The sequence below is a fragment of the Collinsella sp. AM17-1 genome (genome assembly GCF_003470665.1).
Lineage (GTDB): Bacteria > Actinomycetota > Coriobacteriia > Coriobacteriales > Coriobacteriaceae > Collinsella.
In genome coordinates this window covers 34295-48224 of record NZ_QRJZ01000018.1, presented here as the reverse complement: position 1 = coordinate 48224, position 13930 = coordinate 34295, and the positions used below count along the sequence as shown (strand labels likewise).

Annotated in this window: 13 protein-coding genes; 10 read left to right on the top strand and 3 right to left on the bottom strand. The window is 59.4% G+C overall.

All coding sequences use genetic code 11. The features are described from left to right. A partial coding sequence (locus DW195_RS08265; protein WP_118206430.1) for an amino acid permease occupies positions 1-461 on the bottom strand: 461 nt, incomplete at its 3' end. Between the two features lie 107 nt (positions 462-568). Then, the gene (locus DW195_RS08260; protein ID WP_117635364.1) at positions 569-1345 is read right to left on the bottom strand and encodes a dimethylarginine dimethylaminohydrolase family protein; all 777 of its coding nucleotides are present in this window, start codon (positions 1343-1345) and stop codon (positions 569-571) included. Between the two features lie 275 nt (positions 1346-1620). Here DW195_RS08260 and DW195_RS08255 point away from each other — a divergent pair, with 275 nt between their 5' ends. After that, entirely contained in the window at positions 1621-2250 is a 630-nt protein-coding gene (locus DW195_RS08255) for a GntR family transcriptional regulator (RefSeq protein ID WP_233503167.1), read from the top strand. 272 nt (positions 2251-2522) lie between these two features. Here the strand turns inward: DW195_RS08255 and DW195_RS08250 are convergent, their stop codons facing one another. Beyond that, positions 2523-3425: an alpha/beta hydrolase gene (locus DW195_RS08250; protein ID WP_118206429.1), complete on the bottom strand. Its 903-nt coding sequence runs from the start codon at positions 3423-3425 to the stop codon at positions 2523-2525. Positions 3426-3672: 247 nt separating this feature from the next. On the opposite strand from DW195_RS08250, the gene DW195_RS08245 reads away from it, so the two are divergent. The 9 genes from DW195_RS08245 to DW195_RS08205 all read left to right on the top strand — a co-directional run bounded on the left by DW195_RS08245 (position 3673) and on the right by DW195_RS08205 (position 13729). After that, positions 3673-4236 (top strand): PTS glucose transporter subunit IIA, encoded by a 564-nt coding sequence (locus DW195_RS08245; protein WP_118206428.1) that lies wholly within the window; start codon positions 3673-3675, stop codon positions 4234-4236. Positions 4237-4417: 181 nt separating this feature from the next. Continuing rightward, positions 4418-5821: an asparagine--tRNA ligase gene (gene asnS, locus DW195_RS08240; protein ID WP_055285210.1), complete on the top strand. Its 1404-nt coding sequence runs from the start codon at positions 4418-4420 to the stop codon at positions 5819-5821. 248 nt (positions 5822-6069) lie between these two features. Continuing rightward, positions 6070-6864, top strand: coding sequence for a hypothetical protein (locus DW195_RS08235; protein ID WP_147356503.1), 795 nt, complete (start codon positions 6070-6072; stop codon positions 6862-6864). 160 nt (positions 6865-7024) lie between these two features. Next, positions 7025-8005, top strand: a complete 981-nt coding sequence (locus DW195_RS08230) for an ABC transporter substrate-binding protein (protein WP_118206426.1) — start codon at positions 7025-7027, stop codon at positions 8003-8005. 189 nt (positions 8006-8194) lie between these two features. After that, positions 8195-9118, top strand: a complete 924-nt coding sequence (locus DW195_RS08225) for an ABC transporter permease (protein WP_118206425.1) — start codon at positions 8195-8197, stop codon at positions 9116-9118. Beyond that, positions 9111-9905, top strand: a complete 795-nt coding sequence (locus DW195_RS08220) for an ABC transporter ATP-binding protein (RefSeq protein ID WP_117802924.1) — start codon at positions 9111-9113, stop codon at positions 9903-9905. Before DW195_RS08225 ends, DW195_RS08220 begins: the two co-directional genes overlap by 8 nt. A gap of 335 nt (positions 9906-10240) precedes the next feature. Continuing rightward, a complete protein-coding gene (locus tag DW195_RS08215; RefSeq protein ID WP_117635370.1) occupies positions 10241-11008 on the top strand; it encodes a mechanosensitive ion channel family protein in 768 nt (255 codons plus the stop codon). Between the two features lie 94 nt (positions 11009-11102). Further along, entirely contained in the window at positions 11103-13022 is a 1920-nt protein-coding gene (locus tag DW195_RS08210; protein WP_118206424.1) for a BMP family ABC transporter substrate-binding protein, read from the top strand. Beyond that, a complete protein-coding gene (locus DW195_RS08205) occupies positions 13019-13729 on the top strand; it encodes a metallophosphoesterase (RefSeq protein ID WP_117635372.1) in 711 nt (236 codons plus the stop codon). The genes DW195_RS08210 and DW195_RS08205 overlap by 4 nt, the downstream gene beginning before the upstream one ends. Positions 13730-13930 lie beyond the last annotated feature (201 nt).

Sequence of the window (13930 nt, the reverse complement as noted above, 5' to 3'; positions counted from 1 at the left end):
GCGCCGCGCTGGGAAGGGCCGCGTAGCGGTCCAAGAAATCGTCCGCAGTCCCAAAGTAGATTATTGCCCGTGCCAAACGCAGGGAAGAAATAGCCCAGCGCGCTAAACAGCAAGAGCGCAAAGCTCACGTTGGAAAGGCACGCGCTGATCCAGTAGCCCCAAGCGGAGTTGAATCCAATGTAATCGCCAAAGCCAGCCGCAGCATATGCATAGATGCCGCCGGTCAGGTCGGGGCGAGCCTGAGACAGACCGTTGAACACCATCATCAGCGCAAAGACGCCGATAAAGCAAATTCCCCACGAGACAATAACCGCGCCGGTATTGGCTCCGCCTGCTGCCATATCACCGGCAAGCGAAAAGATACCGCCGCAAATGCTCGCGGTGATGACCATCATAGTCAGACGGAAGAGATCCAGACCATTGGGGTCGATCATCTCGTCGTTACAAGTTTTAGAGGCCATTCTATGTGCACCCCCTCCATCAAGCGACCGCACAAAGATGGCCCAGACGCCCGAATCGGGTGCCGGGCCATCGGTCAAGCGATCATTAAGCTAGTACAGCGACCGTATTAGAAGCGCAGCGACAGGCAGGAGAGGCCGCCGTCGACCTTGCGGTACTCGGAGGTATCGACAACGAGCGTCTTGTAGCCCAGATCCTGCACGGCCTTGAGCACGGTCGGATAGCCCTCGGCAACGATGACTGTACCGTTGACCCAGATGCAATTGGCGCCGTAAGCCTCGTCCTCGGGCACGACGATCTTGTTGTACTGGGCAAAGTCGGGCTTATCGATGAACTCACCGGAGACGAGCATGTTGTTGTCCTCGATGTAGTTGACGCCCGTCTTGAGGTGCAGGACCTCCTCCAGAGGCACCTCGGAGCCCTCGAGGCCCCAGCCCTCGAGAATCTCGCAGAACTGGCGGATACCCTCTTCGTTGGTGCGAGCAGAGCGACCGACGTAGAAGTGGTCGCCGACCATCATGACGTCGCCGCCGTCGAGCGTGCCGGGGGAAACGATGTGCTTGACATGTTCGTCGTCAAAGAAGCGACGGACGACCGGCTCGATTTCGTCCTTCTCGCCATTACGACTGTCGGCGCCGGGGTTGGTAATGATGGCGCCGCAGCGAGTGATAACGGCCGGATCCTCGACAAAGCAGCTGTCGGGATACTGCTCAAGCGCCGGCAGCACCGACACGTCAACGCCACACTGCTCGAGCGCATGCTCGTAATCGTAGTGCTCCTCGATGGCGCGCTCGTAGATGGGCTGGCCAAGCTCGGGAGCGCTCGTGATGCCATTGCTCAGGGACTTGCCGGGACGACGGATGATGACGTGGCTGAACTTAGTCATGATGATCCTCCTTGGACCTCTTAGCAGAGAGCGGACTTCCTTGCGCCCGCCTTCCTTCCGATGGCTTTATCTTAGGGTGTCTTTACTGTTTTGTATATTGTATACAATCATGAACGGTAGATATTTCTCGGTAAGCGTATTATTGCTTCTTCTGGTTTGGTAGCGCGATTTAACTGGTCGTTCTATAATTCAATTAGCCTATTCAGGCGAAACGTATTTATTTTTGAAAATATACAGTTGAGGAATATAAGCTCATGGAAACGCTCCGAAGACCCTTGAAGGATCATGTATACGACTATATTTCGAGTCGCATAGACGCCGGCGAGCTTTCGGCCGGCGACCGCGTGAGCGAGCAGGCGATCTGCGATGCCATGGGCGTGTCGCGCACGCCGGTTCGCGAGGCGCTCATCCAGCTGGCAAGCGACGGCTATCTGGACAATCTCCCCCGCCGCGGATTCCGCGTCCGAGGGTTCGATCAGCAAAACGCCGTTGAAGTCTTTGAGATTATGGGGCCTCTCGACGGGCAGGCGGCATACCTCGCCTGCCCTCTCCTAACCGACGAGGACATCATGCAGCTGAAGTTTTTGGTTGGGTCCATGGACCTTGCGATCCAAGGCGGCCTCATCCGTAAGTACGACGATATTCAGCGAGACTTTCACCTTACGTACTTCAACCGCTGCGGCAACGACCGTCTGCGCGACATGATCTCGCAACTCGAGCGCTGCTTTATCAAGCGCGATTACGAGACTGTCGACCAAGAGACGGCTTGCAAACTGCTCAATAAAGCCAACAGCGAACATGCTCATATTCTTGAGTTGTTCGAAGCACGAGATGCGACGGCCGTGCGAGACTACGTTCGCGATGTCCATTGGAACACGGAGAACGCCCAGTTCACCGTTTGGTAGGAAAGCAACAAGGGACGACATCGGTCTTAAACCTTGACGCCAGCACCGCCCAAACTGATCCATTTTCCTCCGTCCCCGAGGGATCATTCTTTTGGCAGCCAAGACAACGCCGATGTTTTGGCGCAGACAGCGAAAGCCCGCCAGGGCGAGCAAGGTGCCTTGAAACGAGGCGGCATTGACCTTCTGGTCATGCCGCCGAAGTTGAAAGGCAGATTGCCGCTCTGGCGGGCTTGCAGCGTCATGCGGTTACGGCGTTTGGCAAAACGCCGTAACTAAAACCCGTGGCGCTCCAGGAAACGGAAGGCCAGGCGGATCCAAGGACGGACTGCCACCTGCTTGTCCTCGTTGTCGACCGCGGTGTTGGCGTTGCCGAGCGAAAGGCCGTGACCGCCCTGGTCAAAGACGTGCATCTCGCAAGCGACGCCCTCCTCGGCCATGCGCTGCGCAAACGGATAGACCTGCGCGATCGGCGCCGTCTTGTCGTCGGACACGCCCCACACAAAGGTCGGCGGCATCTGACGCGAAACATGCGTGGTGGGGCAGATATCAGCCAAATGCTCGTCAGTTGCCTCGCCACCCGTCACCATCGACAGGTAGTCGTTGAGAAGATCGCGCCCCGTCTTGCCGCCCGTCTTGGGCACACGCAAGTCAATGCGCGGATCGCGCGTCTGCATGTCGCGCACATAGGCAAAGTCGAGCAATGGATAACCTAGCACCACGGCATCGGGACGAATGTCGTCCGCGCGCGCCCCTGCCAGGCCCGCGAAGGGACCAGTCTTCCATTGCGTTGCCAGCGAAGCGCAAATCATGCCGCCCGCCGAGAAGCCCACGATGCACACGCGCCTGGGATCGACATGCCACTCGTCGGCGTTGGCGCGCACGGTAGCGACCATCTTGGCGAGGTCCGCCTGCGGGTGCGGAAAACTCACGTCACCCGTGCCACTCGTCACATAGTTGAGCACAAAGGCCTGGTAACCGTGATCCAAAAACGCAAACGCCACGGGATCCTGCTCGTGCGGAGCGATATGCGTAAACCCGCCTCCGCCGCAGATGATCACCGCGGGGCGGCGGCCATTGGGCTTGTCGGGCAGCGGCTCGGCACCCAGATACGTAAACGTCGCCGGATAATCCTCGGTCGGCTCCTCGCCCCACAGCGCATGGTTCTCGACAATCATATGTGCTCCCTTCGCGCAATTCGTGCGCACTATTTTTCCGCTCTCAAGCGTACCCCAGTTGGGCCCAGGGCGCAGAAACACTCCCGCAATAAGTTCACCTTCAACTGATATATCACATAATCCCAGCTCAGCGCTATCGTTTCACAGCGTAAAATAGGAGCGCTGACCGTGCCGGGAAACACATACGAAACGTTTCCGGCTTCATTACACGCGTGCCATATGCGCGCTTGATACGTTGGAGGCAACTATGGGTCTGCTCGATTCGCTTAAGTCCACCTTCACCTCGACGGGCGAGGCGTCCGTTCCGCCCGCAGCAAGCTTCGCCACCCGCGAAGGCGTCATCTATGCCCCCGTCAACGGCGTGCTCGTCAACCTGGACGAGGTCCCCGACGAGACCATCGCCTCGGGCATGCTCGGTCAGGGCTACGGCATCGAGCCCATCACCGGCACCATCTATGCGCCCGCCAACGGCCGCATCGGCGCCACCACCGTCACCAACCACTCCATCGGCATGATCACCGAGGACGGTCTTCGCGTGTTCATCCATGTTGGCCTGGGCACCGTGGAAATGAACGGCAAGGGTTTTGCCCGCTTTGTTGAGATGGGCGATGAGGTCAAGGCCGGCCAGCCGCTCATCAGCTTCGACCGCGACGCCATTAAGGCCGCCGGCCACGAGGACATCGTGACCGTCATCGTCTCCGAGCTCGACCGCCTCAAGAGCATCGACCATGTCGGCGAGTCCGGTACGCTTATCGGCGGCAACCCGCTCGTCAAGCTGGGCGACCCGCTGCTGGTAGCCAAGACCAAGTAGCAAGGCCCCGCGCCACACAGCCAAAAGGCACCTCGTCAAGCGCCCGCGACCATTTGGCCGCGGGCGCTTTTCGTTTGAAAAACCATCCCGCCAATGCCTTATCTGTATAGCCCAAATGAGCCGAGCTGCTAGAATATCGAACTGTATGGATAACTATCATTCAACCGTTATGGGAGGATACGTGAACCGCACCAAAATCGCGCAGCTCTATGCCGATGCCGAGTCGCTCGGCGGCCAGACCGTCACCGTCGCCGGCTGGGTCAAGTCCGTCCGCGACATGAAGAACTTTGGCTTTGTTACGCTCAACGACGGCAGCTGCTTCCGCGACCTGCAGGTCGTCATGAACCGCGAGGCACTCGACAACTACGACGAGATCGCCCACCAAAACGTCTCGGCCGCACTCATTTGCACCGGCACCGTCAAGCTGACCCCCGATGCGCCCCAGCCCTTCGAGCTTTCTGCCACCTCCATCGAGGTCGAGGGCACGAGCGCTCCGGATTACCCGCTGCAGAAGAAGCGCGCAACCGTCGAGTTCCTGCGCACCCAGCAGCACCTGCGCCCGCGCACCAACCTGTTCCGCGCCGTGTTCCGCATCCGCTCTGTCGCGGCTGCCGCTATCCACCGCTTCTTCCAGGAGCAGGGCTTTGTCTACGTCAACACTCCCATCATCACCACGAGTGACTGCGAGGGCGCCGGCGAGATGTTCCGCGTGACCACGCTCGACCCCAAAAACCCGCCCCTCACCGAGTCCGGCGAGGTCGACTGGAGCCAGGACTTCTTTGGCAAGCATGCGAGCCTCACCGTGTCCGGCCAGCTCAATGCCGAGAACTTTGCCATGGCCTTTGGCGACGTGTACACCTTTGGCCCCACCTTCCGTGCCGAAAACTCCAACACCACGCGCCACGCCGCCGAGTTTTGGATGATCGAGCCCGAGATGGCATTTGCCGATCTGAACGACTACATGGATAACGCCGAAGCCATGCTCAAGTATGTCCTCAAGGACGTCATGGCAACCTGCCCCGACGAGCTCAATATGCTCAACAAGTTTGTGGACAAGGGTCTGCTCGAGCGCCTGGACCATGTCGCCAACTCCGACTTTGCCCGCGTCACCTATACCGAGGCCGTCGAGATCCTGGAGCAGGCCGTCGCCGCCGGTCACAAGTTTGACTATCCCGTGAGCTGGGGCATCGACCTGCAGACCGAGCACGAGCGCTTCCTAACCGAGGAGCACTTTAAGCGCCCGACCTTCGTAACCGACTACCCGGCCGAGATCAAGGCGTTCTACATGCGCATGAACGAGGACGGCAAGACCGTCGCCGCCGCCGACTGTCTGGTTCCCGGTATTGGCGAGATTATCGGCGGCTCCCAGCGCGAGGAGCGCCTGGATCTGCTCGAGGCCCGCATCAAGGACCTGGGCATGAATCCCGAGCAGTACAAGTACTACCTTGACCTGCGCCGCTACGGTTCCTGCAAGCACGCCGGCTACGGTCTGGGCTTCGAGCGCTTGGTGATGTACCTCACCGGCGTGGGCAACATCCGCGACGTCCTGCCGCACCCGCGCACCGTGGGCAACGCCGACTTCTAATCGTCGGGCACTAGCTCGCGTCGCCACGCGCAACACTCATCGCACAAGCGCCTCTCGACATCGGCCGAGAGGCGCTTTTTTCAACAGCATCCGTCAAGCTTTTGGCAAGGTTTTGGTCAGTAAGGCAGGGTTGTTGAAAACTCGACCCGCCGTTTGCCGGCAACCATCGACCGTCCAAGGCGTCACGCGTCCTTGGCCAGGCTCCGCGCCCTAGGCTCTGGTCTGCCATCACCAAAAAAGGAAAGGACGTGGGCACTATGACCGAAGCCGTTGTTGAAAACTACGAGACCACGACCAGGGGCTCCGCCTCGATGGCAGCCTATCGCGCCGTACGCATCCTGCAGCTCTTGAGCGAGAACACCGGCGAGGACAAAGCACTGCTTTCCGACGAGCTGGTCGAGCTCCTCGCCCATCCCGACGACCCCGCCCGCATGCCCATCTCGGCGGCGCGGCGCAGCATCTACACCGCCATCTCCGCACTTCGCCATGCCGGATATGAGATTGAATACAAACGCGGCGTGGGGTATCGGCTCTTGACCCGTCCGCTCACCGACGAAGAGATCATCCGGCTCCACGGCATGGTCATGCGCAACCGTTCTACGCCCATCGCCATCCGAAAAAGCATGGCGCAGCACTTGGTCGCCATGGCGAGTGTCGACGTTCGCGGCTACCTCGATGCACCCGAGCCCGCTCCAAGCGTAAGCAGCAAATCCACCAAGGCCAAACGCGCGCCCATCAAGCGTATCGACGCCTGCGAACTCATCGAGCAGGCCATCGACCACGGAACCACGGTGAGTTTTGATATTTCGAGCGTCACGGCACGCGGAGAGGTCGAAGTGGCACGGATGACACTCCGGCCCTTTGCCATCAAGCAACGAGACGGCATCTCGTATTTGCTGGGAACGGTCTATGACACCCAAGGCGCCGATGACACGCTGCGTACCGTAGAGATTGGCCGCATGAGAAACGTCACCACGCGTCTCCTCGACGGCAAGAAGCTCTTCGCCGCCCTGGACGAGGACGACACCTCGTCAGCCGCATAGGACCCTTCGCCGCCCATTCGACTACCCGTACCGCCCATCCGATTCTGTATTAAAAAACTCGCCAGGTTATTGTAAAAATGGACATCCGCGCTACTATAGTTCCACTTGCACTTTGATTGAGTGCAGTGTTTCCAGCCATTTCTATACTGGGGGTAACGATATGAAGGACATCACCATCAGCCGCAGGAGCCTTCTGGTCTCCGCCGGTCTGCTCGCACTGGCCCCGCTTGCCGGATGCGGCGGCAACTCTGGTTCCGGCTCCGCAGCCGCCGGTTTCGACTACACCATCGGCGTTCTGCAGCTCACCGAGCACTCCGCACTCGACGCCGCCAATGACGGCTTTGTCAAGGCCATCAAGAAGAGCGGTCTTAAGGTCAAGATCGACCAGAAGAACGCCCAGAACGACCAGTCCACGTGTAAGTCCATCGCCGACAAGTTTGTGGGCGACAACGTCGACCTGATCTACGCCATCGCCACGCCTGCCGCGCAGGCCGCCGCCGGCGCCACGGCCGATATCCCCATCGTGGGCTGCGCCATCACCGACTACGCCGCCTCCGGCCTGGTCCAGGACAACGACAGGCCCGGCACCAACGTCACCGGTGCCTCCGACCTCACCCCGGTCGCCGAGCAGCTCGAGATGATGCAGAAGGTCCTGCCCGATGTAAAGAAGGTCGGTCTGCTCTACTGCACCGCCGAGTCCAACTCCGACGTCCAAATCAAGGCCGCCAAGAAGGAACTCGGCAAGCTGGGCCTGGAGTACACCGACTTCACCGTCTCGAGCTCCAACGAGATCCAGTCCGTCGTCGAGTCCGCCGTGGGCAAGGTCGACGCGCTCTACTCCCCCACCGACAACACCATCGCCGCGGGCGCTTCGCAGGTGGGCCAGATCTGCAAGGAAAACAAGCTTCCCTACGTGACTGGCGAGGAGGGCATGTGCATGGCCGGTGGCCTGTTCACCCTCTCCATCAACTACGAGGATCTGGGCTACGCCGCGGGCGAGATGGCCGTCAAGATCCTGAAGGGCGAGGCCAAGCCCGAGGATATGCCGATCAAGCACCTCTCGAGCAAGGACCTGGTCGTCGTCAAGAACGACGAGATGGCCGAGGCTCTGGGCATCGACCTTTCCGCTCTGGACGAGTAACGCGTCTAGGGCCCGCACGCGCGCCACGGCTGCGTTATTCAATATCTGAGTCATTGGGGCGAACGCTAAAGGCCGGCGTTCGCCCTGCTTGTTTCAGGTAAAACAAAACGTCTGTCCGCCGCTCTTTTATGCATTGGTACCGCTATTATGGAAAATCACGTGTCCACCCTATCCTAGGAGGTATGAAGCATGCTCATTGCATTGCAGGGCGCCGTTTCGCAGGGCGTCCTCTGGGGCATTATGGTGCTTGGCGTGTTTATCACGTTCCGCCTGCTCGACATCCCCGATATGACCTGCGACGGCAGCTTTGCCCTCGGCGGCTGTGTCTGCGCCGTGCTCATCGTCAACAATAACGTCGACCCCTTACTCGCCGTGCTGGCCGGCATGTGCGCCGGCGCCATCGCGGGCGCCGTCACGGGCATCTTGACCACCGTCTTTGAGATTCCCGCAATCCTCGCCGGAATCCTTACGCAGATCAGTCTGTGGTCCATCAACCTGCGCATCATGGGCAAGTCCAACACGCCCATCCTCGCCAAGGGCACCATCTTCTCGTCCGTCAGCAACATGACCGGCCTGCCGCAGTCCACCGTTGCCATTATCTTGGGCATCTTGCTCGCCGTGGCTATCGTTGCCATCCTGTATTGGTTCTTTGGCACCGAGATCGGCTCGGCACTGCGCGCTACCGGCAACAACGAGTACATGATCCGCGCCCTGGGCGTCAACACCAACTCCACCAAGATGATCGCCCTCGTGCTCTCCAACGCCCTCATCGGCCTCTCTGGCGCGCTTATCTGCCAGAGCCAAAAGTATGCCGACATTGGCATGGGTACCGGCGCCATCGTTATCGATCTTGCCGCTATTGTTATCGGCGAGGTGCTCGGCCGCCTGCTGCCCGGCGGTCTCACGCAGTTTAGCGTCCGTCTTGCCTCCGCCGTCTTTGGCTCCGTGGTGTACTTCCTCATCCGCGCCATCGTGCTGCAGTTGGGCATGGACGCCAACGACATGAAGCTGCTCTCCGCAGTGATCGTCGCCGTGGCCCTGTGCGTGCCCGTGGTTTGGGAGCGTTATAAGCTCCGCAGCTCCTACACGAAGGGGGATGAGGCAGATGCTTAAGCTCTCGCACGTCAAGAAGACCTTTAACAAGGGCACCGTCACCGAGAAGCGCGCGCTTACCGGCGTCGACCTTACCCTCAATGATGGCGACTTTGTAACCGTGATCGGCGGCAACGGCGCCGGCAAGTCCACGCTGCTCAATATGATCGCCGGCGTGTATCCGCTCGATTCGGGTGTCATTGAGCTCGACGGCACCGACATCTCGCGCCTGAGCGAGTCGCAGCGCGCAAAGTACCTGGGCCGCGTGTTCCAGGACCCCATGCGCGGCACCGCAGCCGACATGCAGATCGCCGAGAACCTGGCCCTCGCCAAGCGCCGTGGCCAACGTCGCGGTCTTTCGTGGGGCGTCACCAAGGCCGAGAAGGACGAGTACGTTGAGTCGCTCAAGCGCCTGGACCTTGGTCTGGACACGCGCCTCAACGCCAAGGTCGGCCTGCTCTCGGGCGGGCAGCGCCAGGCACTCACCCTGCTCATGGCCACGCTCACCAAGCCGCGCCTGCTGCTGCTCGACGAGCACACCGCGGCCCTCGACCCCAAGACGGCCTCTAAGGTGCTCAATCTGACCGAGGAGATTGTCGACGAAAACCATCTGACCACGCTCATGGTTACGCACAACATGAATGACGCTATCCGTCTGGGCAACCGTCTGATCATGATGCACGAGGGCCATGTGATCTACGACGTGGCCGGCGACGAGAAGAAGTCGCTCACCGTAGCCGACCTGCTGCAGAAGTTCGAGGAGGTCTCGGGCGGCGAGCTCGCCAACGACCGCATGCTGCTGAGCTAAAACCTGCCAATAAGGGACAGGTTTATTTTGGCAGGTTTTATCTGCGCAAACGTCAAAACCGCCGCAAAGGAACAGATACCTTTGCGACGGTTTTCGCATATCATGTCGATAATCCAGCGTCAGCAGGAACCACTGGTTAAGAACTAAGGAAACTGCCATGAGAAGACTCCTTCCCCGTCTTGCTTGACCGCCGCACTCCTTGCCGGCGTGCTCGCCGGCGGCCCAGCTTACGCCACCGCGGCCACCCCATCTCAAGTTATCGGCCCGTCCGATGTGATCGGACGGGCTTTTTGGTGGGTATCATGGTTGAATGATCATTAGGAGGTTTTCCCTACATGGAATTGTTTGAACCGATTCTTCATTTCTTTGAGCAGCGCTGGGTCCACAACATCATCTGGGCCGTCATCTTGGTAATAGTCACCGCCATCGCCGCCAAGGTGGCATCCAAGACCCTGCGCCACCTACTCAACCGAGACGACAACCCGCTTCCCGCATCGAGCATCTTCATCAACATCGCGCGTGCCGTCATTTGGATGATCGGCGGCAGCTTTATCCTCGACAACTGCTTTGGCATTAACGCAAACGCGCTCGTCGCCGCTCTTGGCGTCGGCGGCATCGCCATCTCGCTCGGCTTTCAGGACACGCTATCAAACCTTATCGGCGGCATGCAAGTGACCTTTATGGGCATCATCAAGCCCGGCGACAATATCGAGGTCGGCGGCGTGTCGGGCGTGGTCCAGGACATCACTTGGCGCCACACGACCATCGAGGACGCCTGCGGACAGACCATCATCGTCCCCAACTCCAACATCTCCAAGAACACACTCGTGCACCTCATGCCCTTTGGACGCGTTGTCGTTCCCGTCGCGGTGAAGGACACGTCAAAGTGGGACTCGCTCGATGCGCTGGCAGACGAGCTCGCCTGTGCCACCAAGGTCGCCGTTTCACCCATCTCGGGCTTTGACAAGGAACCCTACGTGCTCTTTAGCGAGATCGGCGACTTTGGCATTAAGGGTAAGATCATCTTTATCGTCAGTGACGACAGCACCACCTTTACGGCAGCCGACGCCTGCATCCGCGCCATCGCCCCCATCATCGCCTAAAACCACCGCAAAGGGGACAGGCACCTTTGTGGTGGTTTCGCATCGTGGTACCATGGTTCATATCGTTGTTTAAACGACTAAGGGAGTAGACACCATGGAAGAGGCCTATCGTCAAGCGCGCAAGCGCGGCGAACAGGGACGCCGTCGCGCCATCAGCCAAAGCGAGCATCCATATCTTACGGACCTCGACAGCTTGGTCGCCCAGCTTCCCTGCGGGCAGCGCGAGAACATCGGCCTGCGGGACATTCCGCTCGAAATGGTCGTCGGCACGGTTACCAAAGGTCGCCAGTCCGCCTTTTCGTGTAACTTTATGCCGCTGCTCCCCTGGAATACCGAATTCGCCCGCAAATGGTCCAACCTCTACGATATCCAAATCTCCGAGGGCTACCGCGACCCCATCATCGTCACCGAGTTCATGCACCGCTTTTACGTCCAAGAGGGCAACAAGCGTGTCAGCGTCCTCAAATTCCTTGACGCTCCGACGGTTTCGGCCAAGGTGACGCGTCTGTACCCCGGTAAGTGGGATTCCGTCGAGAGCCGCCTGTACGGTGAGTTTTGCGCCTTTTGGTACGTATGCCCCCTGTACGAGATTGAGTTTTCGCGCGAGGGCAGCTACGAGATGCTTGCCAAAATGCTCGGCCAAGATCTTGTCGAAAAATGGCCTCAAAAGAAGGTCGACTACCTACGTCACACCTTCCTGCTCTTTAAGCGCGCCTATCTTCGCGCGGGCGGCGACCACTTGGACATTACGCCTGCCGATGCCATGCTCGTCTACCTCAACGTCTACAACCAGGACCGTCTGCTGGATACGCCGACGGATATCGTCGTCAACCGTCTGTGCAAGATTTGGCGCGAGCTTGTCATTGCCGGCAAAAGCGACGAGGACAAAGTCGATCTTGTCGAAGCGCCGAGCGTCGATGAGCAAGAGACACCCGCCAAGTCCACCTCCGGCGTGCTCAACTTCTTTATGGGCAAGACCGTCTATTCGGCGGCCAACCCCCTGCGCATCGCCTTTATCCATGAGTTCCCCTGTGCGACGTCGAGCTGGGACAGCCTGCACGACCAAGGACGTCAGTATCTCGATGAGCACTTTGGCGGTATCGTGCGCACCGAGGCGTTCGAGGACTGTCACGATCCGGACGTGTTCTACGCCGCCGTGGAAACGGCTGTCAAACATGGAGCAAACGTCATCTTCTCGACCTCGCACCGCCTGATGGAATACACGCTCAGGGCTGCGGTTGAGTATCCCCAGGTGCGGTTCCTTAACTGCTCTATCGGCCTTCCCCACCAAAGCGTCCGATCGTACTTTGGCAAGATGTACGAGGCCAAGTTTCTCCTGGGCGCCCTTGCCGCCAGCATGGCGGACAACCACCGCATCGGTTATCACGCGTCAGTCTTCGCCTCGGGCGCACTCAGCGAGATCAACGCCTTTGCGATTGGCGCCTCGCTGCTCGACCCCCGTGCGCAAATTATCCTGACCTGGGGCGATGTGCCCGCCGGAGGCCTTGCCGAAGCCATGTGTCGCGAGGGCGTGAGCATCATGACCGGCGCCGATATGTCCAAGTCTCTCGAGGACCCCACCGCCTACGGGCTTCACCGTCTGGTAAACGGCAAGGAAGTTACCGGTATTGCTATGCCGGTATGGAACTGGGGCCGTTACTACGAACTCATCGTACGCAGCCTACTGCACGGCACATGGGACGAGACCGCCGATGACCAGCAGGTGCGCGCCGTCAATTACTGGTACGGTATGAGCTCCGGCGTCATCGATATTCGCTACGCTCCGGGCCTACCCTATCAGACGCGTAAACTTGTGCAGCTGCTTCGCAACGGCATTGTCGAGGGCTCCATCAACCCATTTGGCGGCGAGCTCCATAGCCAAGACGGCGTGGTGCAGATCGAGGGCTTTCCCCCACTGCCGAGCACGCAAATCATCGAGATGGACTGGCTGGCCGACAACGTGGTGGGCACCATTCCGCAACTCGACGATGAGCCGAAGGTCCGCGCCCTATGAAAATCCTTGCCATAGCCGATACCGAAGAGCGATGCCTGTGGGAGTGCTTTCGCAAGGAGCGCTTTGAGGACGTTGACCTGATTCTATCCGCAGGCGACCTGGATCCGGACTATCTTGAGTTTTTGGTCACTGTCATCAACAAACCGCTTGTGTACGTTCGTGGCAACCACGACGACCGCTACGCGCGCCATGCACCGGGCGGGTGCATTTGTGTTGAGGACAGCGTATATGTGTACCGAGGTATTCGCATTGCGGGTCTGGGCGGTTCCATGCGCTACCGCGACGGCGCGAACATGTATACCGAGCGCGAGATGGCAAAACGCATGCGCAAGCTATCGCGAAAAATCGCACTGGTAGACGGATGCGATATTCTACTTACCCATGCACCCGTCGCAGGCATGGGCGACCTGGACGACCTGCCGCATCGAGGATTCGAGTGCTTTAATGCGGCTCTTGAGTCTTGGGGTCCCGACTATATGATTCACGGGCATGTGCACCAAAGCTACGGCCCCAACTTTCAACGCGAGCGCCAACACCCATGCGGAACGAAGATTGTCAACGCCTGCGGCTATACCAAGATCGAAATTGACGAGGCGCGCTACCCCACGCGCGGTTGGAAGGCCGCTTGGCTCAACTCGCAAACCATGCGCCGCGAGCTCAAACGCCACGAAGCAATCGAGTCTTCAACCGCCAGAACCCCCTGGTAACTGCCAACAACCACCACGAAGGGGATAGGCACCTTTATGGTGGTTTTGCTGACTCGTCCGACCTGTCCATCACGGTGCTTGTGTAATTAACGAGAACACTCATTGTTTTGTAAGGACGGCGCTCACGTGCCGTCTTTTTTTGTCAACTTATGCAGTCTCGACCGTGTTGTATGTAGAGGGACCTCGCGAGACGCCTTCCCT